At 62.7% G+C, this 23,963-nt stretch carries 17 protein-coding genes and 1 pseudogene; 14 read left to right on the top strand and 4 right to left on the bottom strand.

Annotation, left to right across the window (positions count from 1 at the left end; translation table 11 throughout):
• Positions 1 to 574 precede the first annotated feature (574 nt).
• The 8 genes and pseudogenes from cyoA to UCMB321_RS31860 all read left to right on the top strand — a co-directional run bounded on the left by cyoA (position 575) and on the right by UCMB321_RS31860 (position 7,882).
• Entirely contained in the window at positions 575 to 1,513 is a 939-nt protein-coding gene (gene cyoA / locus UCMB321_RS22395) for a ubiquinol oxidase subunit II (RefSeq protein WP_040070707.1), read from the top strand.
• Positions 1,514 to 1,516: 3 nt separating this feature from the next.
• Entirely contained in the window at positions 1,517 to 3,535 is a 2,019-nt protein-coding gene (gene cyoB, locus UCMB321_RS22390; protein WP_040070705.1) for a cytochrome o ubiquinol oxidase subunit I, read from the top strand.
• Positions 3,536 to 3,538: 3 nt separating this feature from the next.
• Positions 3,539 to 4,165 carry a cytochrome o ubiquinol oxidase subunit III gene (locus UCMB321_RS22385; protein ID WP_040070704.1) on the top strand — a complete coding sequence of 209 codons (627 nt, stop codon included), beginning with the start codon at positions 3,539 to 3,541 and terminating at the stop codon, positions 4,163 to 4,165.
• Positions 4,166 to 4,495 (top strand): cytochrome o ubiquinol oxidase subunit IV, encoded by a 330-nt coding sequence (cyoD, locus tag UCMB321_RS22380; protein WP_040070701.1) that lies wholly within the window; start codon positions 4,166 to 4,168, stop codon positions 4,493 to 4,495.
• A gap of 10 nt (positions 4,496 to 4,505) precedes the next feature.
• The gene (cyoE, locus tag UCMB321_RS22375) at positions 4,506 to 5,393 is read left to right on the top strand and encodes a heme o synthase (protein WP_040070700.1); all 888 of its coding nucleotides are present in this window, start codon (positions 4,506 to 4,508) and stop codon (positions 5,391 to 5,393) included.
• Between the two features lie 425 nt (positions 5,394 to 5,818).
• Positions 5,819 to 6,124, top strand: a complete 306-nt coding sequence (locus UCMB321_RS22370) for a DUF4124 domain-containing protein (protein WP_040070698.1) — start codon at positions 5,819 to 5,821, stop codon at positions 6,122 to 6,124.
• A 132-nt stretch (positions 6,125 to 6,256) separates the two neighbouring features.
• Positions 6,257 to 7,027, top strand: a pseudogene (locus UCMB321_RS31865) (MCP four helix bundle domain-containing protein); the annotation flags it as partial.
• Positions 7,019 to 7,882, top strand: a complete 864-nt coding sequence (locus tag UCMB321_RS31860) for a methyl-accepting chemotaxis protein (RefSeq protein ID WP_425338604.1) — start codon at positions 7,019 to 7,021, stop codon at positions 7,880 to 7,882. The pseudogene UCMB321_RS31865 and the gene UCMB321_RS31860, both read left to right, overlap by 9 nt.
• A 7-nt stretch (positions 7,883 to 7,889) precedes the next feature.
• Here UCMB321_RS31860 and UCMB321_RS22360 read toward each other — a convergent pair whose 3' ends face one another.
• Together UCMB321_RS22360 and UCMB321_RS22355 are read right to left on the bottom strand one after the other, a co-directional pair.
• Entirely contained in the window at positions 7,890 to 8,474 is a 585-nt protein-coding gene (locus UCMB321_RS22360) for a DedA family protein (RefSeq protein WP_040070694.1), read from the bottom strand.
• A 75-nt stretch (positions 8,475 to 8,549) separates the two neighbouring features.
• Positions 8,550 to 9,455 (bottom strand): LysR family transcriptional regulator, encoded by a 906-nt coding sequence (locus UCMB321_RS22355; protein WP_040070693.1) that lies wholly within the window; start codon positions 9,453 to 9,455, stop codon positions 8,550 to 8,552.
• A gap of 102 nt (positions 9,456 to 9,557) precedes the next feature.
• Between UCMB321_RS22355 and UCMB321_RS22350 the strand changes: the two genes are divergently transcribed.
• Complete coding sequence (locus tag UCMB321_RS22350; RefSeq protein WP_084615133.1) at positions 9,558 to 10,793, top strand: acetylornithine transaminase; 1,236 nt, start codon at positions 9,558 to 9,560, stop codon at positions 10,791 to 10,793.
• Between the two features lie 189 nt (positions 10,794 to 10,982).
• Here UCMB321_RS22350 and UCMB321_RS22345 read toward each other — a convergent pair whose 3' ends face one another.
• Together UCMB321_RS22345 and UCMB321_RS22340 are read right to left on the bottom strand one after the other, a co-directional pair.
• A complete protein-coding gene (locus UCMB321_RS22345) occupies positions 10,983 to 11,996 on the bottom strand; it encodes a sensor domain-containing diguanylate cyclase (protein WP_040070690.1) in 1,014 nt (337 codons plus the stop codon).
• Positions 11,997 to 12,181: 185 nt separating this feature from the next.
• Positions 12,182 to 12,886, bottom strand: a complete 705-nt coding sequence (locus tag UCMB321_RS22340) for a hypothetical protein (RefSeq protein ID WP_040070689.1) — start codon at positions 12,884 to 12,886, stop codon at positions 12,182 to 12,184.
• A 335-nt stretch (positions 12,887 to 13,221) separates the two neighbouring features.
• Here UCMB321_RS22340 and bcsQ point away from each other — a divergent pair, with 335 nt between their 5' ends.
• The 5 genes from bcsQ to UCMB321_RS22315 are packed head-to-tail and all read left to right on the top strand — an operon-like array spanning position 13,222 to position 23,954.
• Positions 13,222 to 14,337, top strand: coding sequence for a cellulose biosynthesis protein BcsQ (bcsQ, locus tag UCMB321_RS22335; protein WP_040070687.1), 1,116 nt, complete (start codon positions 13,222 to 13,224; stop codon positions 14,335 to 14,337).
• On the top strand, positions 14,334 to 16,595 hold the full coding sequence (bcsA, locus tag UCMB321_RS22330) for a UDP-forming cellulose synthase catalytic subunit (RefSeq protein ID WP_040070685.1): 2,262 nt from the start codon (positions 14,334 to 14,336) through the stop codon (positions 16,593 to 16,595). Before bcsQ ends, bcsA begins: the two co-directional genes overlap by 4 nt.
• Positions 16,592 to 18,898 (top strand): cellulose biosynthesis cyclic di-GMP-binding regulatory protein BcsB, encoded by a 2,307-nt coding sequence (gene bcsB, locus UCMB321_RS22325; protein ID WP_040070684.1) that lies wholly within the window; start codon positions 16,592 to 16,594, stop codon positions 18,896 to 18,898. The genes bcsA and bcsB overlap by 4 nt, the downstream gene beginning before the upstream one ends.
• The gene (gene bcsZ, locus UCMB321_RS22320) at positions 18,895 to 20,076 is read left to right on the top strand and encodes a cellulose synthase complex periplasmic endoglucanase BcsZ (protein WP_040070682.1); all 1,182 of its coding nucleotides are present in this window, start codon (positions 18,895 to 18,897) and stop codon (positions 20,074 to 20,076) included. The genes bcsB and bcsZ overlap by 4 nt, the downstream gene beginning before the upstream one ends.
• Entirely contained in the window at positions 20,058 to 23,954 is a 3,897-nt protein-coding gene (locus tag UCMB321_RS22315) for a cellulose biosynthesis protein BcsC (RefSeq protein ID WP_040070680.1), read from the top strand. The genes bcsZ and UCMB321_RS22315 overlap by 19 nt, the downstream gene beginning before the upstream one ends.
• The last annotated feature ends 9 nt before the right edge of the window (positions 23,955 to 23,963 follow it).

The following is a 23,963-nucleotide window of genomic DNA, read 5'->3' as shown; positions in this document are numbered from 1 at the left end:
GACGGTTTGCCGAGGCGGCCTCGACACCCCCCGGATACCCACCCAACGCCCCGTCATGCTTGGGCCAGAGCCTCTTTCAAAAGCCCCGGCGCGGCGCTTTCGGGGCGGATCAGTTGTCCGACAAAAGAAAAGATCACAGCTTTTTGTTGAGAATGAAAATCGATACAATTCACGATCGTTGCAAAAACAGTTAATGATTGTTGCCTGAATTGATAAAAAATATTTCAGGATGAGACGTGGTTTATAAAACGCGACCTCACTACAATCGCCGCACTGAATGTCCGGCGCCGCGCTGCCTGAGCGCAATAGGGCGGTCGAAGGGCGCAAGGGCGCTATGCGGCCCCAGGTGCTGGCAGTCTTTCCAAGTATCCGCACCAAATGGAATTGGTCTGTAAAAAGGCCTATGACCCAAGAAATCGAATAAGAACTCACGCCCGTTCCAGAGGTGCCGATCAGCGATTGGCGCGACGGACAGGCCCTTATTCAATCGGAAAAAATTGCCAACCCTTGGCAGGGTGAAGTGTTGGCTATCGAAACCCAACTGCATTGCGCAAGCTGCTTTAGAGGTCGTGAGATGAGTAAAACAAGGTATCCCAGATTCTTAGGCTTATTGCCGCTGCTCGGCACGTTGTTGCTGGGAGGGTGCAACATGACCTTGCTCGACCCGAAGGGTCAGGTGGGCCTGGACGAACGTAACCTGATCATCACCGCTACGCTGCTGATGCTGTTGGTCGTGGTGCCGGTTATCTTCATGACCCTGGCCTTCGCCTGGAAATACCGCGCGTCGAACAAGGACGCCACCTACGCGCCAAAATGGAACCACTCGACCAAGATCGAAATCGTGATCTGGGCTGTTCCCGCGATCATCATCCTGTTCCTGGGCATCGTGACCTACAAGTCGACCCACGCCCTGGACCCTTATCGTCCGCTGGAATCCGACGTCAAGCCGATCACCGTCGAAGTGGTCGCCCTGGACTGGAAGTGGCTGTTCATCTACCCGGAACAGGGTATCGCCACCGTCAACAAGCTGGTCTTCCCGGCCAAGACCCCGGTGAACTTCAAGATCACTTCCGACAGCGTGATGAACTCGTTCTTCATCCCGGGCCTGGGCGGTCAGATCTACGCGATGGCCGGCATGCAGACCAAGCTGCACCTGATCTCCAACGAGAATCATGAGTACGAAGGGATTTCCGCCAACTACAGCGGCGCCGGCTTCACCGGTATGAAATTCAAAGCGACCGCAACCAGCCAGGCGGATTTCGATGCCTGGGTAGCTGAGGTCAAGAAGGCACCTAAACAGCTTGAACAAGCTGAATACGCAGCCCTTTCCAAGCCAAGCCAAGACAATCCGGTCGAGCTTTATTCCACCGTTACGCCGAACCTGTTCCAGACCATCGTCGACAAGTACGAAGGGATGAAACCAGGCAAGCCGGTCGAGCACGAGAAGAAAGAAGTGGCCGCATCGGAAGGGATGGACATGAGTTCGCATTCAGCTGCCGGGGCAGAGGAGTAAACGATGTTTGGTAAATTAAGTTGGGACGCGGTCCCGTTCCACGAGCCGATTGTCATGGTGACCCTTGCCATGATCGCGGTCGGTGGTCTGGCGTTGTTCGCGGCGATCACCTACTTCAAGAAGTGGACCTACCTGTGGACCGAGTGGTTGACCTCCGTCGACCACAAGAAAATCGGTGTCATGTACATCGTCGTGGCCATGGTCATGCTGCTGCGCGGTTTCTCCGACGCCATCATGATGCGTACCCAGCTGGCCATGGCCACCGAGGGTTCCCCTGGCTACCTGCCGCCTCACCACTATGACCAGATCTTCACCGCCCACGGTGTGATCATGATCATCTTCATGGCGATGCCTTTCTTCACCGGCCTGATGAACATCGTCGTGCCGCTGCAGATCGGTGCGCGTGACGTGGCCTACCCGTTCCTGAACTCCCTGAGCTTCTGGCTGCTGGTCTCCGGCGTGGTGCTGATCAACGTTTCCCTGGGTGTCGGCGAATTCGCCAAGACCGGTTGGGTGGCCTATCCGCCGCTGTCGGGCCTGCAATACAGTCCGGGCGTGGGGGTGGATTACTATATCTGGGCGCTACAGCTATCAGGGCTGGGTACGACGTTGACCGGGGTGAACTTCCTGGCCACCGTGCTGAAAATGCGTACCCCTGGCATGAAGCTGATGGACATGCCGATCTTCACCTGGACCTGCACCTGGGCCAACGTGCTGATCGTCGCTTCGTTCCCGATCCTGACCGCTACCCTTGCTTTGCTGACGCTTGACCGCTACATGGATTTCCACATTTTCACCAATGAACTGGGTGGGAATCCGATGATGTACGTCAACCTGTTCTGGGCCTGGGGTCACCCCGAGGTGTACATCCTGATCCTGCCGGCGTTCGGGGTCTTCTCCGAAGTCATCTCGACCTTCTCCGGCAAGAAACTGTTCGGCCACCACTCGATGATCTACGCCAGTGGCGCGATCTCGGTGCTGGGCTTCATGGTTTGGCTGCACCACTTCTTCACCATGGGTTCGGGTGCCAACGTCAACGCCTTCTTCGGTTTGGCGACGATGCTGATCTCGATCCCGACGGGTGTGAAGCTGTTCAACTGGCTGTTCACCATCTACCGTGGTCGTCTGCGCTTCACCAGCCAGGTGCTCTGGACCCTGGGCTTCATGGTGACCTTCGCCATCGGTGGCATGACCGGCGTACTGCTGGCCGTTCCGGGTGCCGACTTCGTCCTGCACAACAGCCTGTTCGTGATCGCGCACTTCCACAACGTGATCATCGGCGGTGCGGTATTCGGTTACATCGCCGGCTTCAGCTTCTGGTTCCCGAAAGCGTTCGGCTTCAAGCTGCACGAAGGTTGGGGCAAGGCCGCGTTCTGGTTCTGGATCAGCGGCTTCTTCGTCGCGTTCATGCCGCTCTATGCACTGGGCTTCATGGGCATGACCCGTCGCCTGAACGCCAGTACCAACCCTGAGTGGGTGCCTTACCTGTACGTGGCACTGTTCGGCGCGGTCCTGATTGCCTTCGGTATCGCTTCGCAACTGATCCAGATCTACGTCAGCGTGCGTGATCGCAAGCAGAACCTGGACGTCACCGGCGACCCATGGAACGGCCACACCCTGGAATGGTCGACTTCCTCGCCACCGCCGTTCTACAACTTCGCCGAACTGCCGAAAGCCGATGTGGTCGACGCGTTCACCGAAGCCAAGGAAAACGGTACGGCCTACTCGGTGCCCAAGCGCTACCAGCCGATCCACATGCCGAACAACACCGCGACCGGTCTGGTCATGGGTGCCCTGCTGACCGTCTTCGGTTTCGCGATGATCTGGCACATCTGGTGGATGGCCATCGCCGGCCTGGCCGGTACCGTGATCTATTTCATCATCCACGCCGCGCGTGATGATCAGGGTTACATGGTGCCAGTGGACGTCATCGAGCGCATCGAAGCCGAGCAGCACAAGGTGCTGGCGGCCGCGAAAGTGACTCCTGCCACCCGTGTCGAATCTTCGCTGGAAAAGGCTTAAACCATGTCGAATGCAGTGACTCATGCTGGACACGCCCATGGTCATGACCATGGGCATGATGACCATCACCACGACTCGGGCGAGATGACCGTCTTCGGTTTCTGGCTCTACCTGATGACCGACTGCATCCTGTTTGCGTCGATCTTCGCAGCGTACGCGGTACTGGTTAACAACGTAGCGGGTGGCCCGTCGGGCCACGACATCTTCGAACTGCCTTACGTGCTGGGTGAAACCGCCTGCCTGTTGCTCAGTTCGATCACCTACGGCTTCGCCATGCTGGCGTTGTTCAAGGGCAAGAAAAGCCAGGTACTGGGCTGGTTGGCGATCACCTTCCTGTTCGGCCTGGGCTTCATCGGCATGGAAATCAACGAATTCCACAAGCTGATCGAAGAAGGCTACGGTCCTAACCGCAGCGGCTTCCTGTCCGGCTTCTTCACCCTGGTCGGGACCCACGGTCTGCACGTCACCAGCGGCCTGATCTGGATGGCCGTGATGATGTACCAGGTCTGGAAAAACGGCCTGACGCCGACCAACACCACTCGCCTGAGCTGCCTGAGCCTGTTCTGGCACTTCCTGGACGTCGTGTGGATCTGCGTATTCACCGTTGTTTACCTGATGGGGACCCTGTAAATGGCTAATGCACACCATTCCAGTGATGCCAACCACGGCAGCGTGAAGTCCTACATGGTCGGCTTTGTCCTGTCGATCATCCTGACGATCATCCCGTTCGGCCTGGTGATGTACCCGTCGCTGCCGAAGGCGGCCACCCTGGGGATCGTCCTGGTCTTCGCCGTGATCCAGGTGCTGGTGCACCTGGTGTACTTCCTGCACCTGGACCGTTCGGCGGCGCAGCGTAACAACGTGATTGCGTTTATTTTCGCGGCGCTGGTGATCGTCCTGCTGGTGGGTCTGTCGCTGTGGATCATGTTCACCATCCACACCGTCATGATGGCGAAGTGAGGTAGACCCGATGTCGCTCAAGCACTTTATCCAAATCACCAAACCGGGGATCATTTTCGGTAACGTGCTTTCTGTGGCGGGTGGCTTCTTCCTGGCCTCCAAGGGGCATGTCGATCTGGCCATCTTCCTGGCGGCCATGATCGGCACTTCGCTGGTGGTGGCCTCCGGTTGCGTGTTCAACAACTGCATCGACCGTGACATCGACCTGAAGATGGAGCGCACCAAGAACCGGGTGCTGGTTCAGGGCCTTATCTCCCTGAAACTGGCCCTGGTCTATGCAACCGTCCTCGGGGTCGCCGGCGTGGCGCTGCTGTACCGCGTCGCCAACCCGTTGGCGGCGCTGTTCGCGGTGATCGGCTTTGTCATCTACGTCGGCTTCTACAGCCTGTACTTCAAGCGCAAGTCGGTTCACGGCACGCTGATCGGCAGTCTGTCGGGGGCGATGCCTCCGGTGATCGGCTACGTGGCGGTGAGCAACAGCTTCGACATGGCTGCCCTGACGCTGCTGGTGATGTTCAGTTTGTGGCAGATGCCGCATTCGTACGCGATCGCGATCTTCCGCTTCAACGATTACCTGGCCGCATCGATTCCGGTGTTGCCGGTGAAGCGTGGGATCCGCGTGGCCAAGAAGCACATCCTGCTGTACATCCTGGCTTTCCTGGGCGCGACGTTGATGCTGACGTTCAGTGGTTATGCCGGCATGAGCTACCTCGCCGTGGCCGCGGCCATGGGCATGTACTGGTTGTACATGGCCTGGACCGGCTACAAGGCAGTGGATGACACGGTCTGGGCACGCAAGCTGTTCGTGTTCTCGATCTTCACCATCACGGCCCTGAGCGTGATGATGTCCCTGGACTTCAAGGTGCCGACCGAGTTGTTGCTGACTTACGCGCACTGAGTTCATGGCCTGACGAGAAAGCCCCGCCTTCGGAAGAAGTGCGGGGCTTTTTCATGTTTGCGCCCTTGTAGGAGCAGCCGGTCGACGCTCGATTGCTCGCGATGGTGGCCCAGGCACCTCGGGGTATCAGATACTCCGCGTTATCGTTGGCGTCCATCGCGAGCAAGCTCGCTCCTACAGGGGGGGGGGGGTTTCGGGATATGGCGAAAGGCTTACATGCTGTGACAGTAATCTCCTCTGTTGACCTTTTACCACCGGGCTTAATCTAAACCCATCGCTGCTGCGCAAGGATGCGCGCAGGATCACGGATGATCGACCCAGGCCATGGAGGCCGCCGACAGGATGTCGGAATGCTTTGGAGAAAACCCGCTTCGGCGGGTTTTCTTTTATCTGTGGATGACCATCACGTACAGGGACGCACACGCATGGGCAGATGCCTGGTCTTCGTTCTATTCCTCAGCGCCTCCTGCTCGGCTTTCAGTGCCGACGCCTACAAATGCGTGGGCCATGACGGCAAGGTCAGTTTCGCCGCGCAGCCCTGCGCGCCGGACCAGGGTGTGTCCAGCTGGCAGGCGCGCACCCAGCGCACGCAGCTCAAAAGCGTCTCGGTCGATGACGCCAAGCCCGACAACATCAATCAGCGTGCCACGAAGATCCTGCAGGCGGGCTATCGCACGCACATCACCTACAAGGTCAAGATCGTTCCCGCGCCCGGGCAGAAAGCCCCCTGAGCCATCCTGTCGCGCGAGTGAAATTGTCCGGCAATTATTTCAAGTTGTCGTACAACGTGCCGATAGCCTGCCAACTCTGGAGCTACAGGCTGGGGGTCGCTGACCCGAAGCCATAACAAAAAGGCGGTCGTCATGTTTCTTCGTCAACTGAATATCGCACCTCGCGCCGCGTTGGGTTTTGCCTTGATCGCCGTGCTGGTGGCCTGGCTCGGGGTGTTCGCCCTGGGCCAGATGTCGAACATCCGCGACGGCGAGTTGGCGGTGGAAAACCAATGGCTGCCGAGTATTCGCGGCGGCGACGAGATCCGCGAGATCATGTTGCGGATCCGTACCATCTCCCTGCGCATGGCCCTGGACCAGGACCCGAAGAACATCGCGGTGTACCGTGGCCAGATGGACGTCCGCGACAAGGAATTGAGCGAGCGGATCGCCGCCTACGACAAACTGGTTACCACCCCCGAGGCCCGGGTGTTGTACGACCAGTTCAAGACGACCTTCACCGCGTACCGCGCCGGCATTGCCCAATCCTTCACCCTGGCCGAGCAGGGCCGGCGCGACGACCTGATCAAGCTGCTGCTGGTGGACATGAAGACCGTGGTCGACGGTTCCGGCAAGCAGCTGACCGACCTGGCCGACCTCTTTGCCAAGCAGGTGGCGGCCGAGAGCCAGAAGTCCGAGGCGCATTACAGCCGCTCGCGGATGATCGTGATCCTGTTCATTGTCCTGGCGGCCCTGGCCACCGTGGGGCTGGCGATGCTGCTGACGCGCAGCATCGTCAAACCCCTGGGGCAGGCCCTGAGTGCGGCGCAGAATGTGGCGCGCGGCGACCTGACCCAACGCATCGAAAGCCACGGCGACGATGAGGTCAGTCACTTGCTCGAAGCCCTGGCCACCATGCAGCAGACCTTGCGCGACACCTTGCAGGGCATCAGCGGTTCGGCGACCACCCTGGCCACGGCGGCGGACGAACTGAATGCGGTCACCCAGGGCAGCAACGAGGGCCTGCAACAGCAGAGCCATGAAATCGAACAGGCGGCCACGGCGGTCAACGAAATGACCACGGCAGTGGAAGAGGTGGCGCGCAATGCCGTCTCCACTTCCGACGCCACGCGCCAATCCAGTGAATCGGCGCGAGTCGGCCAGGAACGGGTGAGTGAAACCGTCGGCGCCATCAGTGCCCTGTCCGGGGATGTCGAGCGTACCGGAGAACTGGTGCGCTCCCTGGCCGATCAGTCGCAGGGCATCGGCAAGGTCCTGGAGGTGATCCGGGCCATTGCCGAGCAGACCAATCTGCTGGCGCTCAATGCCGCCATCGAGGCGGCCCGGGCCGGGGAGAGCGGTCGCGGTTTCGCGGTGGTGGCCGATGAGGTGCGGGCCCTGGCCCATCGCACGCAGCAGTCGACCCAGGAAATCGAGCAGATGGTGTCTGGCATGCGCAGCGGCTCGACCCTGGCCCTGGAATCCATGCACACCAGCAGCACCCGGGCCGCCAGCACCCTGGCCTTGGCCGAACGGGCCGGCGAGGCGTTGCTGACCATCACCGCCTCGGTGCATGAAATCCACGAGCGCAACCTGGTGATCGCCAGCGCCGCGGAAGAACAGGCCCAGGTGGCCCGGGAAGTCGACCGTAACCTGGTGAACATTCGCGACCTGTCGCTGCGCTCGGCGACGGGGGCCGATCAGACCAGCGCCGCCAGCCATGAATTGTCGCGGCTGGCGAACTCGTTGCAGGGCATGGTGGGGCGCTTCCGGCTGTGAGCCCGGCTCAGGCCTTGTGCTGTTCCTTCGCCTTGGCCCGTAGATGTCGCGCCAGGGCGATCCCCCCGACGACGATCACCACGCCGACCGCGATGGGCAGGCGATAGGGTTTGAGATCGCCCAGCAGGCTCTCGAGAAACTGCCCAGCCCAGTAGCCGGCACTGGCAAAGAGCGCGGCCCAGACCAGCGCCCCCAGCAGGTTCATCAGACTGAAGCGCAGCGGCGACAGCCGGCTGGCGCCGATCACCATCGGGCCTACCAGGCGCATGCCATACAGGAAGCGCACGGAGAAGATCGACGTCAGCGGATGGCGGTGAATCAGGCCGGTCACTCGTTCTATGGCGGCCTGCTGGCGATGCAGGCGTGGCAGCAGGCGGGCGCCAAAGTAGCGGCCGATCCAGAACAGTGCCTGGTCTCCCAGCATCCCGCCGAGGCTGGCCCAGAAGATCACCAGAGGCAGGTGCAGGGCCTGCTGGTGCGCCGCCACCCCGCCGAGGATCAGGATGGTTTCCCCTTCCAGCAGGCAGCCGATGAACACGGCCAGGTAGCCGTAGGTGGCGAGCAGGTTATTGAAGTCGATGTGTTCGAACATAGGCACTCGCAGGTTCCTGTAGCGATGTGTGATAGGTGATCAGACGGTTTGTCGCGTCAACCATGCCCGATTTCGTCAACGCTTGCCCCACTGCTGCAGCGCAAAGTCCACGAAATAGCGTAGCTTGGGCAACCGGTAACGATCCTGGGCGTAAAGCAGGTTCATCGGTCGGCAGGGGAGCTTGTAGGTCTCGAGGATCGGCACCAGTCGCCCGGTCCGCAGATCGTCATGCAGCAGCACGTCGGGCAGCATCACGATGCCCATGCCGGTCAGCGCGGCCTGATACAGCCCGGCGGAACTGTTGATCGTCATCGGCCCGCTCACCGGGACCAGGATCTCGCCCGCAGGGCCCGTCAGGCTCCACAGCTTTTCCGCCGAGCGCCAGTCATCCCCCGCGGGATAGGCGAACGCCAGGCAGTGGTGATGGCTCAGGTCCGCAGGCTCCAGCGGTGTGCCGTGGCGTTCCAGGTAGGCAGGCGCCGCGCAGATCGTCAGGGCATAGTCTTCCAGCGGTCGGGCAATCAGGTTCGACGGTTCGATGGCGCCCAGGCGAATCGCCACATCGAAGCCATTCTCGATCAGATCCATGCGGTCGTTGGTCAGCACCACATCGAGTTTGACCTGTGGATAAAGCTGCGTGAACGTATTCAAGGCCGGGGCCAGGCTTTCCGAGCCGAAGGTCAGCGGCGCGGTGATCCGCAGGGTGCCGCTGGGGTCGCCGAGGGCCTGTTCCGCCAGTTGCTCGGAGTCGGCCACCAGCCCCAGCACCTCAAGGCAGCGCTGATAGTAAGTCGCGCCGAACTCGGTGAGGCGCTGGCGTCGCGTTGTACGACTGAGCAGGCTGACACCCAGCCGTTGCTCCAGCGCGCGCAAATGATTGCCGACCATGGTCGTGGACATTTCGCATGCCCGCGCGGCAGCCGTCATGCTGCCGGCTTCCACCACCTTCACGTACACCGACATTGCCTGGAAAAGGTCCATTATCAAGCCCGGCTTTAAAATGTTTAAAGTAAGTCGGCGTTTATCCAACTCAGGTGGCTAACGATACTAAAAAAACCACCACGATGCCTGGAGCTCGACGCCATGACCGCCACTAGCCTGATGACCACCTATCAACCGCTGGACCTGGGTTTCGTCAAGGGACTGGGCACCCGCCTGTGGGACCGCGAAGGGCGCGAGTACCTGGACGCGGTGGCGGGCGTAGCGGTGACCAATATCGGTCATTCCCACCCGCGCCTGGTGAGTGCGATCTGCGAGCAGGCCGGCCTGCTGCTGCACACCTCCAACCTCTACAGCATCGACTGGCAGCAACGGCTGGCCCAGCGCCTGACCCGGCTGTCGGGCATGGATCGGGTGTTCTTCAACAACTCCGGCGCCGAGGCCAACGAAAGTGCGCTGAAACTGGCGCGCCTGCATGCCTGGCACAAAGGTATCGAGAAGCCATTGGTGGTGGTCATGGAAAACGCCTTCCACGGACGCACCCTCGGCACCTTGTCCGCCAGCGATGGCCCGGCGGTGCGTCTGGGCTTCCATGAGCTGCCGGGAGACTTCATCAAGGTGCCGTACGGCGACCTGGCGCTGCTGCACAGCATTGCCCGCAGCCACGGCCAGCGGATCTGCGCCGTGCTGATGGAGCCGATCCAGGGTGAAAGCGGTGTGCAACTGCCGCCGCCGGGCTACCTGAAAGCCGTACGGGACCTGTGCAAGCGGCGCTCCTGGTTGCTGATGCTCGACGAAATCCAGACCGGTATCGGGCGTACCGGCCAGTGGTTCGCGTTCCAGCATGAAGGCATCGTCCCGGACGTGATGACCCTGGCCAAGGGCTTGGGCAACGGTATTCCCATCGGTGCCTGCCTGGCGCGGGGCAAGGCGGCCGAACTGTTCACCCCGGGCAGCCATGGCAGCACCTTCGGCGGTAACCCGCTGGCCTGTCGGGCGGGTTGCACCGTGCTCGACATCATCGAGGAGCAGGGCCTGGTCGCCAATGCCCGGCAGCAGGGCGAGCGCCTGCTGGCACGGTTACGGGCCGAACTGGGCGACTGCCCTCAGGTCCTGGCGATACGTGGGCAAGGCTTGATGATCGGCATCGAACTCCGGCAGCCGGTGCGTGAGCTGGCCCTGATCGCGGCCCGGGACCAGGGTTTGCTGATCAACGTGACCCGGGGCAAGGTCATCCGCCTGTTGCCACCGCTGATCCTGGACGAGCAGGAGGTCGAGATGATTGTGAAGGGTGTGTGTGGGGTGTTGCAGCCGGAAAGAACCGGGGTAATGGCGAAAGGCTTACAGAGCGGGACAGCAATCGCCTCTATGAGTGTTTGAGCGGCAGCCTTAATCTAGACCCATCACTGCTGCGCAAGGATGTGCACAGGATCAGGGACGATCGACCATAGCCAGGATGGCAACCGACAGGACGTTGGAATGGTCAGAAGAAAACCCCGCTTCGGCGGGGTTTTTTGTTTATATCAGCAAAAGCGGCGATGCCGGGTCACGACCAGGGTGAACACGGCTTCAATTGGAAATCACGTTCTTGCCGGCGCCCTTGGCGCGATACAGGGCCTGATCGGCCCGGCCCATCAGTTCCGCCATGGCCTCGTCGGCGTAACGTTCCACCACCCCGAAACTCATGGTCAGTGGACTCGGGCCCAGGGGCCTGCAGTGCAGCAGGCGCTCGCGCATCTGTTGCGCCAGGTTCATGGCGACGGCAAGCGGGCTGTCGGGCAGGACAATCATGAATTCGTCGCCGCCCCAGCGCGCCAGCAGATCGGTGTCGCGCAGGCAGCCCTGGAGCGTTTGCGCCACCTCGACCAGCACCGTGTCGCCACCTTGATGCCCGTGCTGGTCGTTGATCCGCTTGAAGTCATCGATATCCATGGCAATCAGCGACAGCGCCTGGCGAAAGCGCCCGGCGCGCTCGCACTCCCTGGACAGGATCTTTTCCAGGCGATAGCGGTTGGCGACCCCGGTCAGTGAGTCGCTCTCGGCCAGGCGGCGGTTTTCCTCGAGCTGGGCCTGCAATTGCCGATTGACCCGGGACAACTCGGCCGTCCGCTCGGCGACGATGGCCTCGAAGGACAGGGTGCGCAGTTCCAGTTGTTCGAGCAGGCGCCGTTGGTCTTCGAGACTACGGTGGGCGCCGATCATGCGGGCGACAGAGCCGTCGGGGTTGCGGGCGATCACATAGCCGCGGTCTTCAACCAGGATATAGCGGCCGCTGCGGGTTCGGCAGCGGTACTCGGCGTGATAGCCCAGGGTGCGTTCATTCAGATGATCGTCGAAGTGGGCCATGACCCGCGAGTAGTCGTCGGGATGAATCACGCTCTCCCAGGCGAAGACGCTGTTCGGCAGGGAGTTGGGCAAGTAGCCGAGCATCTCGTACCAGCCGGGGCTGCGGTAGACCAGGCCGGTATTGGCGTTCCAGTCCCAGACGCCATCGCTGACCAGCTCGAGGATCGCATGCACGACGTCGTCGTTGATATCACTGAGTGGGGTGTTCCAGGGGCCATTGTGGGTGGTGTCGACCATCGCTGCTCACTCCTTTGGCATTGATTGGGGTGTCACGGGCCAAAAGCTGGGACGCGGGGGTCTATGGCACGGTAATACTGTACCGTTTGTTGTGGGAAATATAGAGGTAAGCGAGTCGGGAGGGCTGACCTTGAAACGCATCAGCCCCTTTTCATTCGCCACCGCTCCCATTCAGCGGCGGATCGTCATTGCTGGACTACGCTGTACCCCGCAAACGCCGTCTGCTGCTGAATCGCCGTGATGATGTTCTGGCGGGTCGCCGGCTGTTCGTTGCCCTCGTTATCCACAAAGGTCTCGCTCAGCAATTCGGCCAGGTCGCCGTGTCCGGCAAAGGCAAAGCCGAGGAATTCGAACGCTTCGCGATCGGCATTGGCCTTGGTGCGCGGTGTGCGCAGCGGGAAGGTGACGCTGACGTCTGCCTTGCTGATGACGAATACCGGCGCATCCTTTTTGGCGCGCGCGGCCTTGCCCTTGCCGGCGCCGGGGTTGCTCACCGCCTGGTGAGTCTGGTTCAGCACCTTGAGCGCCAGGCCATAGACCAGTTCCTGGAACGCCGGATCGTCCTTGTAGCTGGACAGGATCCGGCTGATCGGGAATTTCGTGCTCAGGTCTTCCAGGGCCGCGATGTCGGCGGCCTCGGCGTCCTTGAGTTGCTTGAGCTGGCCCATGAGTTCGTAGGCTTTGTCGTCGTCGAAACGGTCGTGCGCCTGGCGGATCGATGCGCGCAGTTCGCGAATCTGGTCGCTTTCTTTCGAGGTGTGGAAGGCGTCGAGAACCATCTCGCTGATGGTCTTGGCCTGGGGCACATGCTGGGAAAGATGGATAGCGTTTTCGTATTCGCGCTTGGCGGACAAGGAGGTTACGGCTTCATCGGTATGGGAATCAGGCATCGAAATTTCGCTATTTCAGTGTCGTTTGACTGGGGTGAGGCTCGAAATACCCTGGGCATTTCAGGGCGCCTAATCTATTGGACCCACGCACCGTTGTCACGGCTCAACCGGTCGGCGGCATCGGCTGAGGCAAATTTACCCCTGAGTAATGAATGGGTTGAGCGAATTCGCCAAATTATTGGCGAGTGTCAAAATTTTTATGATGAAAATCTATTGGACAACAAAATAATGACACTATCAAATTGATATGAAGGATTGGCAATGGAATGTACGAATAGACGTGTGCTTGTCCCCTGACATTTGAGTTGAACCTGATTGTAAGAAGGGATACCTACATGCACCGCTCAGATGACATTGCGAATCTGTTCAATCGATTTGGGGGAAGTGTCGAGAGCTATCGGGAAATCGAACCCAGCTACGACTACATCGAAGAGGCTGTGGAGCTCTTCAATCCTGACATGAGCACGGCGCAGCCAGCCTGCGAAATCCCCGCGCCAGAGCCGCTGGCTGCCAGCAGCGCGCCTCAGCCAGCCGAACCCTCGAGTGTCATCTCGTCATCCTCCATGGCCCAGGTCGGTTCCACGCCGCTGAGCCGGCTGCTGTTGGAAATCGAACAACAGCGCGGCGGCGTGGCTGCCGAGCATCCCGTTGAACAAGGTGCGCCAAGGCTCAAGGCCAAGGTCATTGTCGTGGTTTCGGCCAAGGGCGGTGTGGGCAGGAGCACCCTGGCCGCCGCCTTGGCCTGCGCGATCAAACGTGCCGGCGGGCGTACGCTCGCGCTCGACCTGGATCCGCAAAATGCCTTGTGCCTGCACTTGGGCGGCAGCGAGGACTGGCCGGGCATCGCCGCGTCCGACAGCGCTGACGAAGATTGGCAGCCGCTGGTCCGCAAAGGCTTTGCCGGCAGCCGTTGCCTGGCCTATGGCGTTGCCAGCGGGCCGCTCCGTCGGACCGTGGAACAGCGCCTGGAAAACGATCGTTTCTGGCTGGCCCGTCATCTGGCGCACCTGGCCCTGGATGAGCAGGACACGGTGGTTATCGACACCCCGCCAGGGGCGACGGTGTACCTGGCCCAGGCCCTGGAAATCGCCGATGTGGTGCTGGGGGTGACCCTGGCCGATGCGGCCGCCTACACCAGCCTCAACCAGCTGGACCGGCTGCTGGCGCCCTACCTGCAACGGGAAAGCCCCGCGCAATACAAAGTCGTGATCAACCAGTTGGACACGTCCCGCCAGTTCAGCCTCGACTTGTGCGAGGTGCTGAAGAAAAGAACAGGGCAGCAGCTGTTGGGCGTGATCCGCCAGGATCATTTCATCAGTGAAGCCTTGGCGTACGACCGCAATCCGCTGGCGCATACCCCAAGCACCCGAGGCTGTCAGGACGTCCTCGACCTCACAGGTTCGCTGTGCGAACTGCTCATGTACGGCACGCAAGAGTCCTCTTTGTCATGACCCGCGATCCAAACCTCACGCCCCATCTCCCGGGGCGCTCCGAACTGTGCCTCAACGCTTGGCTGGCGCGCTTCAATCGATGGCCGGGGGCATTGCGCAAGACATTGATTCTGGGCAGCTCGCTGGTGGGCGGGCTGTTGCTGCTCAGCATCGTCAGCGCACCGCTGGACCTTTACAGCCAATGCCTGTTTGCTGCGCTGTGCTTCGGCCTGGCCTTGCTGGTCAAGCGCATGCCGGGACGTTGGCCGATCCTGTTGCTGGTCGTCACGTCACTGATCGCCTCGCTGCGCTATATGTACTGGCGCCTGACCGAGACCATCGGTTTCGAAGGCTGGCTGGACATCGCCTTCGGCTATGGCCTGGTGCTGGCGGAGATCTACGCCCTGGTGGTGCTGCTCTTCGGTTATGTGCAGACCGCCTGGCCCTTGCGCCGTCGGCCAGTGCTGCTCACCGCCGATCCCGGCGACTGGCCGACGGTGGATGTGTTCATCCCCACCTACAACGAAGCCTTGAGCATCGTGAAGCTGAGCATCTTCGCCGCCCAGGCGATGGACTGGCCCAAGGACAAGCTGCGGGTGCATGTGCTGGACGACGGCCGTCGCGACGAGTTTCGAAGGTTCTGCCAGAGCATCGGCGTCAACTACATCACCCGTGCCGATAACGCCCACGCCAAGGCCGGCAACCTCAATGCGGCCCTCAAGGTGACCGATGGCGAGTACATCGCCATGTTCGACGCCGACCATGTGCCGACCCGTTCCTTCCTGCAGATCGGCATGGGCTGGTTCCTCAAGGACCCCAAGCTTGCGATGTTGCAAACACCGCACTTTTTCTTTTCGCCGGATCCGTTCGAGAAGAACCTCAAGACCTTCCGCGTCGTGCCCAACGAAGGCGAGCTGTTCTACGGGCTGGTGCAGGATGGCAACGATCTGTGGAACGCCACTTTCTTCTGCGGCTCCTGCGCCATCCTGCGGCGCCAGCCGCTGGAAGAAATCGGCGGCGTGGCGATTGAAACCGTCACCGAGGATGCCCACACCGCCCTCAAGCTCAACCGGGCCGGCTACAACACCGCGTACCTGGCGATCCCCCAGGCCGCGGGCCTGGCCACCGAAAGCCTGTCGCGGCATATCAGCCAGCGTATCCGCTGGGCCCGGGGCATGGCGCAGATCTTCCGCCTGGACAATCCGTTGATGGGCAAGGGTCTCAAGCTCGGCCAGCGGATCTGCTATGCCAACGCCATGCTGCACTTTTTCTATGGCTTGCCGCGCCTGGTGTTCCTCACCGCGCCCCTGGCGTACCTGATCTTCGGTGCGCAGATCTTCCACGCCTCGGCGCTGATGATCACCGCCTATGTGCTGCCGCACCTGTTCCATTCCAACCTGACCAATTCCTGTATCCAGGGGCGTTTCCGGCATTCGTTCTGGAACGAGGTCTACGAGACGGTGCTGGCCTGGTACATCATGCCGCCGGTGCTGATGGCACTGATCAAGCCCGGCTTCGGCGGTTTCAACGTCACCGACAAGGGCGGGATCATCGACCAGCAGTTCTTCGACTGGAAACTGGCCTGGCCCTACATCGTCCTGCTGTTGCTGAACCTCACCGGGCTGGGCTTTGCCGTCCACCAATGGATCTGGGGCGATCCCGCCACGGCGATCACGGTGCTGATCAACGCCCTCTGGACCCTCTACAACCTGATCATCACCAGTGCCGCGGTGGCGGTGGCCAGTGAGTCGCGGCAGATCCGCGCCGAACCGCGGGTGAGCGCCGAATTGCCGGTCAAGGTCGAACTGCCCGATGGCACGCCGGTGTATGGCGTGACCCAGGACTTCTCCCAGCGCGGACTCGGCATCAAGTTGCCGGCGGGTACCACGGTCACGGCCGGCGAGCGGGTGCGGGTGACGCTGTTCCGCAGCACCGCCACCTGCGAGTTCGACACCACCGTGGTGTTCAGCAAAGGGCATTACATGGGCGCGCTGTTCGATCCGTTGACCCTGCGCCAGCAAAGCGAACTGGTGCGCATGACCTTTTCCCGTGCCGACACCTGGGCCACCAGTTGGGGCAGCGGCAAGCTCGATACCCCGCTGTCGGCCTTGCGCGAGGTCAGCGCCATCGGCCTGGCTGGCATGGGCACGCTGGTCAAGGCGCTGTTGTTGCCCGCGCGTCGGCGCCCGGCCGATCGACAGGCGTCCGTCCGCCCGACCCCAGTTGTCAGAAAAAATGCTCCGTTGAAACCGCTTTCATCACTTATGGACAAGTCATGACCCACACACCGTTGACCCGCGGCGCCCTGCGCCACACTCGCCGTCCGCTCATGTTCCTGGCCTCATCCGCGTTGTGCCTGGGCGGGTGGGTGCATAACGCCTGGGCCGAAACCGCCGCGGCGGTGCCTGTCGCGCCAGCCAACGTCGCGCCGCAAGCGCCGCTCGGCAGCTACAGCCACCACCTGACCCTCAAGCAGCTGGGGCGCCTGGACACCATGAACCTGCACGGCGTGGAAGCGGCCGACAGCGTCAGCTTCAACATCCGCGCCGACGAGGTGGTCAATAGTGCGCAATTGTTGTTGCGCTACAGCTACTCGCCGGCATTGCTGGCCGACCTGTCGCAGATCAACGTGCTGGTCAACGATGAAGTGGCCGCCAGCCTGGCGCTGCCCAAGGACGGCGCCGGCAAGCCGCAAGAGCAGGTGGTGAATATTCCGGCGCACCTGATCACCGAGTTCAACCGTCTGCGCCTGCAATTCATCGGGCACTACACCATGCAGTGCGAAGACCCGCAGCACAGCAGCCTGTGGGCCAAGATCAACAACAGCTCGCAGCTTGAACTCAACGTGTCGCCGATTCCCCTCAAGGACGATCTGTCGATCCTGCCGCTGCCGTTTTTCGACCGTCGCGACGCGGGCCCATTGAACCTGCCGTTCGTGTTTGCCAAGGCCCCGGATCACGCCGCCCTGGAAGGGGCCGGTGCGCTGTCGTCGTGGCTGGGGGCCCTGGCGGCTTATCGCGGCGCCAGTTTTACCAGCCAGGTGGGGCAACTGCCGGACAAGGGCAACGCCATTGTCCTGGTCGAGAGCAAGGAAGCCGTGCGGCTGGGTGGGCTTGCGATTCCTGCGCCGAAGGGCCCGACGGTCACCCTCGTGGCCCATCCCGGCGACCCCCGCGGCAAGCTCCTGATCGTCGCCGGCCGCGACAGTGCCGAACTCAAGCTCGCGGCCTCGGCGGTGGCCCTGGGCAGCAAGGCGCTGGTGGGCAACAGCGTGGTCATCGACCATCTGGATTCGCTGGCCCCGCGCAAGCCCTATGACGCACCCAACTGGCTGCCATCCGATCGACCGGTCAAGCTCGGCGAACTGCTCGACCCCAAGCTGCTCAGCGTGTCCGGTTACAACCCGGGTTCCATCAGCGTGCCGCTGCGCTTGCCGCCGGACATGTTCAACTGGCGCGAGGAAGGCGTCCGGCTGGACCTGAAATACCGTTACACCCCCCAGCAGGAGTCGAACAATTCCTCCTTGCTGGTGAGCCTGAACAACACCTTCATGAAGTCGATGCCCCTGCCTTCGATGAAGAGCCTGGGTGGTGGCGAAAGCCTGCTGACGCTGTTGCAGAAGGATGAAAGCCTGCCCCGCGAAGCCGTCGTACGCATCCCCCTGGGTTCCGCCGGTGCGCGCTCGCAATTGCAGCTGCGGTTCATGTTCGACTACATCAAGCAGGGCGAATGCCGCGACATCATCATCGACAACATGCGCGGCCTGGTCGACCCGGATTCGACCCTCGACCTGAGCGGCTACAACCACTACATCGCCTTGCCGAACCTGGGTGTGTTCAACGACAGCGGCTTCCCGTTCACTCGCCTGGCCGACCTCTCGCAGAGTGCCGTGGTGCTGCCCGACGGCAGCGGGCCGGCGGAGTGGGGCGCTTACCTGACCGTGCTCGGGCGCTTCGGCGACTCCACCGGCTACCCGGCCACGGCCGTGCAGGTGGTGAGTGCCGCGGACGTGCAGTCGGTCAGTGACAAGGACCTGCTGGTGCTGGCCTCGGGCGACAACCAGCCGTTGCTCAAGCAGTGGATCGACCGCTTGCCGGCCGGCGTCTCGGGCGACAGCCATCGCTTCGCGTTGTCCGACCTGACCTTGCGCGTGCGCCAGTGGATCAGCCCGGACCCGGCGGCCAACCAGCGCAAGCCGACCTTGAGCGTGAGCTACAGCGGTCCGCGCAGCAGCACTTACCTGGCCGGTTTCGAATCGCCGCTCAAGTCCGGTCGCAGCGTGGTGGTGATTGCCAGTGGCAGGCCCGAGGGGTTGGCCGAGGCCACGGCCGCGATGATCGGCGGCGACGCCTACAAGGACAGCCTCCAGGGTAGCCTGGCGGTGGTGAAGGGGACGGAGGTCACCTCGCTGGTGGCCGACGAACAGTATTACGTCGGCGAGCTGAACCTGTTCAAGCGCGTGCAATGGCTGCTGTCGCAGAATATGCACTGGATGTTGCTGGTGACCGTGCTGGGACTGTTGCTGATTGCCAGCCTGCTGTTCCTGTTCCTGCGTGCCCGTGCGCAGAAGCGCCTGTCATGAGTTTGCGCAGACTGCTGTTGTCCCTGGCGCTGCTGGCGCCGATGGCCGCGCAGGCGGAGTCCTGTTCATTGCAGAACTGGCCGCTGTGGAAAAACTACGCCGAGCGTTTCGTGCAGAAGGATGGGCGCCTATTGGGGTCGAGCATGGACCCCAACCAGAGTAGTTCGGAAGGCCAGGCCTACGGGATGTTCTTCGCCCTGGTCGGCAACGATCCGCTGACCTTCGAGACGCTGTGGCACTGGACCCGCGACAACATGGCCGGCGCCAATATCGCGCAGAACCTGCCTGGCTGGTTGTGGGGCCTGACCAGCACCGGTACCTGGAGTGTGCTCGACAGTAACTCCGCCAGCGATGCCGACCTCTGGATCGCCTATGCGCTGCTGGAGGCCGACCGCCTGTGGCACAAACCCGAGTACCGCAGCGACGCCCAGCGGATCCTGAACAACCTGGACAAGACCCTGGTCCGCACTATCCCGGGCCTGGGCAAGATGCTGTTGCCGGGCCCGGTCGGCTACGAGCACCCGGACCAGCTCTGGCGTTTCAACGCCAGCTATATGCCGATCCCGCTGTTACGGCGCTTCAGTCGGGAGAGCCCGTCCGGTGCCTGGAAGGAGATCGCCGAAAGCACCGCGAAGATGATCGCCGACAAGAACATGAACCGTTTCGGCTTCGTGCCCGACTGGGTCGGCTACCGGGGCACGGACGTCAACAAGGGCATGTTCGTGGTCGACAAGTTCACCTCGGCACAGGGCAGCTACGACGCCATCCGCACCTACCTGTGGGCCGGCATGACCTCGTCCGCCGATCCGCTGGCCAAGCCGATCCTCGACAGTCTCGACGGCATGGCCCAGTCCGTCGCCTCCACCGGCGTGCCGCCGGAAAAGGTCCAGGTCATCACCGGTGTCACCGAGGGCATCGGCCCTTACGGTTTCTCCGCGTCCCTGGTGCCCTACCTGCGGGCCAAGGGCTTGCCGCTGTTGGCGGACCAGCAGCAGCGCATCGTCGACGAGGCCATCGCGCACTACAGCAACCCCGCCGATCCGGCCTACAACCAGCACCAGTACTACCACGTGATGCTGAGCCTGTTTTCACTGGGCTGGAGCGAAAAACGTTATCAGTTCAACAAGGACGGTACCTTGAAAGTGTCCTGGGAGGCTCCATGCGCCAGCAAACCCTAGCCCTGGCGGTGTGCGCCGCGCTGGTCGCCCTGCCGGGACTGGCCGCCGATCTCGGCACCCCGCAGTCGCTGCTGATCCAGCAGGGTTACTACTGGCAGGCCAAGGAACATCCCGACCGGGCCGCCGAGGCCTGGAGCAAGCTGTTGAACCTGGCCCCCGAGCAGCCCGACGCGCTCTATGGCCAGGGCCTGATCGACCTGCAACGCAAGCGCCTGGACGGTGCCCGCCAGTACCTGGCCCGGTTGCAGGCGATCAAGCCGCTGCCGCGCCTGGCCTTGCAACTGGAGCAGGACATCGCCCTGAGCCCGGACGACAAGCAGCAACTGCTGGAAAAGGCCCGGCAACTGAGCGACGCCGACGAGCGCGACAAGGCGGTGGCGGTGTACCGGCAATTGCTCGACGGACACCCGCCGCAAGGCCTGATCGCCCGTGAGTACTACAACACCCTGGGCTTTGCCACCGGCGGTTGGCCCGAGGCCCGCGCGGGCCTGGAGCGGCTGCGTCGGGAACGCCCCGACGACGCGATCCTCGACCTGTTCCTGGCCCTGCACCTGGCGCGCAACCCCGACAGTCGTGCGGAAGGCATTCGCGCCCTGGCGCGCCTGTCGCACAACCCGGACATCGGCGGCAACGCCGACGAGACCTGGCGCTTCGCCTTGCAATGGCTGGGGCCGCCGTCCCGCGACCAGGTGTCGTTGTTCCAGCAGTATTTGCAGGCGCACCCCAGCGACAACGAGATCCGTGCCCTCATGGACAAGGGCATCGCCCAGGGGCGCGGCGGTGCCGGCTGGCAGCGCGACCCGCAGGTGGCGCGCGGTCTCAAGGCCCTCGATGGCGGTGATATCGCCGCTGCCGAACAGGCCTTGCAGACCCGTCTCAAGGAACGCCCCAACGACTACGATGCCCTCGGTGGCATGGGCATCGTGCGCCAGCAGCAGAAGCGCCTGGGCGAGGCCGAAAGCTACCTGGTGCAAGCCACTCGCCTGCCGGGCGGCGCGCAGTGGAACGCAGCCCTCGAGGACGTGCGCTACTGGATCCTGCTGGACAACGCCGGCGAGGCCCAGCGCGGCGGTCGCCAGGCCCAGGCCCGCGAACTGATCGAACAGGCGATTGCCAAGAATCCCGCCGAGCCGGCCGGTCCCACGGCCCTGGCCAATTGGCAGGCCCAGGCCGGGCAACTGGACGCCGCCGAGGCCGGCTACCGGCAGGTGCTGGCGCGCACGACGAATTATCCAGAGGCGCTAGCCGGGCTGATCAACGTACTGTCCCGGAGCGGCAAGTCCGACGAGGCGTTGCGCCTGATCGACGGATTGTCGGCGGCGGACCAGGCACGCCTGGCGCCCAGCGTGAAAATTCGCGCCCTGCGCGCCATCCAGGTAGCCAAGCTGGCGGAGCGTCGCGGTGATCTGGCGGCGGCGCAAAAGGCCTACAAGGATGCGCTGGCTGACGACCCGAAAAATCCCTGGACCCGCTTCGCCCTGGCCCGTGTCTACCTGCGCGATGGCCAGACCCAAGTGGCCCGCGACCTGATCGACGAACTGCTCAAGCAACAACCCGATCAGCCCGACGCGCTCTACACCAGCACTTTGCTTTCGGCCGAACTGGGTGAGTGGAGCAAGGCCCAGCGCACCCTGTCGCGGATCCCGCCCGCCAAGCGCAGCCGCGACATGAATGAGATGGAGCTGGATATCCGTCTGCATCTGCAGACCGAGTTGGCGGTGGACGTGGCCCGCCGTGGCCAGCGCCAGGAAGCCTGGGCCCTGCTGTCGCGCTGCGAGCCGCTGGCCGGGCAGAAGCCCGAGCGGGTTGCGGTGTTGGCGGCTGCCTATGCCGAAGCCGGCAACCCGCAACAGGGCGTCAGCCTGATGCGCCAGTTGCTCGACAAATCGCCGTCGACCCCCGACCTGCAATTGCTCTATGCCGGGGTGCTGCTCAAGGCCGACCAGGACGTGCAGGCCAGCGATATCCTGCGGGACTTGCAGGGCAAGCCGATGAACGAGACCGCCAGCCAACGCTATGAAGACCTGCTGTTTCTCTACCGGGTCAAGCAGGCCGATCAGCTGCGGGAAAAGAACGACCTGGTGGCGGCCTTCGACATGCTGTCGCCGGCCCTCAAGCAACGGCCCAACGACAGCCAGGCGGTATCGTCCCTGGCGCGCATGTATGCCGCCAGCGGCAATACGGCAAAGGCCCGGGAGCTCTATGGACCGCTGATCAAGGCCGACCCGGGCAATGCGAAACTGCAGTTGGGGCTGGCCGATATCGCCCTGCAAGGACGAGACTTCGACCTGGCCGAGCAATCGGTGAAAAAGGCCCTCGAGCTGGAGCCCGGGGTGCCGCAGACCCTGACCGCTTCCGCACGGATCTATCGTGGCATGGGCAAGACCGGTGAGGCCGGCAAGCTGCTGCGCAAGGCCATCGAGATCGAAGACAGCCAGCGCCAGGATCTCTACGTCATGGCGCCCGCGCAAGCCCCGGCGCAGTCCGCCAACCCCTTCGTCGGCTTGCCCGGACAGCGTAGCCAGGTGACCGCCCTGGCGTCGGCGAACCAGGTTCCGCCGCCGGTCAATGCCCCGGTCGTAGGCTTGGGTGTGGGCCTGGGCAGCGGCGACAGCGACGCGGTACCGACGGCGATCGAACGCAGGAGCGGCCTAGTGGCGGCCAATGCCTTCGACAATCCCTACGCCCGCGAAAGCACCCCGCGCCCGACGTTGAGCCCGGCACAACGGGCCTTGAACGAGATCGTCGAGGATCGTACCGGCTATGTCGCCCAGGGCCTGACCGTGCGCAGCAACAACGGCGAAAAGGGCCTGAGCAAGCTGACGGACATCGAGGCCCCGTTCGAAGTCAGCGTGCCGGTGGGCGACAACAGCGCCAGCATGGCGTTGCAGATCACCCCGGTGTCACTGTCTTCCGGCAGCCCGGACAGCTCCAAATCTGCCCAGGCGCGTTTCGGAGCCAGCGGCCTGGACCCCGTCGGTTCGCAGACAGCCAACGGTGTCGGCGTGGCCGTGGCCTACCGGGACAAGGAGCAAGGCCTCAAGGCCGATCTCGGCGTCAGTCCCATGGGCTTCCTCTACAGCACGCCGATCGGCGGTGTCAGCCTCAATCGGCCCTTCGACGGCAATTCCGATTACCGCTACGGGGTGAGTGTCTCGCGCCGGGCGGTGACCGACAGCGTGACCTCCTTTGCCGGCTCCCGCGATTCGCGCACCGGGGACAAGTGGGGCGGTGTGACGGCCAACGGCGTACGCGGCGAACTGAGCTATGACGATCAGCAAGTCGGTGCCTACGGCTACGGTTCGGCGCATGTGCTGCTGGGCAACAACGTCGAGTCGAACAACCGCTTCGAACTGGGCAGCGGTATCTACTGGTACCTGCGCAACGCCCCCGACAGCATCCTCACCCTGGGCCTGAGCGGTTCGGCGCTGACCTATGCCAACAACCAGGACTTCTACACCTACGGCCACGGCGGTTACTTCAGCCCGCAGACCTTCTTCGCCCTGGGCGTGCCGATCAGTTGGTCGCAACGCACCGAGCGCTTCACCTACCGGATCAAAGGCTCGGTGGGTGTCCAGCATATCGGCCAGGACAGCGCCGAGGTCTTCCCCGGCCACAGCGAGTTGCAACCACGGGCCACGGCCGCCGGGCTGACCGGCTACGGCAGCAACAGCAAGACCGGCATCGGCTACAGCCTCAATGCCGCCGGCGAGTACAAGTTCGGTTCGAGCTTCTTCCTCGGCGGCACCCTGGGCGTGGACAACTCCAGCGATTACCGGCAGCTCAGTGGCGGCCTGTACCTGCGCTACACCTTCGAGGACATGACCGGGCCCATGGCCCTGCCGGTCAGCCCCTTCGGTTCCCCTTATTCGAATTGACTCAACGAG

This window comes from Pseudomonas batumici, assembly GCF_000820515.1.
Classification (GTDB): domain Bacteria; phylum Pseudomonadota; class Gammaproteobacteria; order Pseudomonadales; family Pseudomonadaceae; genus Aquipseudomonas; species Aquipseudomonas batumici.
The sequence above is the reverse complement of the archived record's forward strand: the minus strand, read 5'-3'. Positions and strand labels throughout refer to the sequence as shown.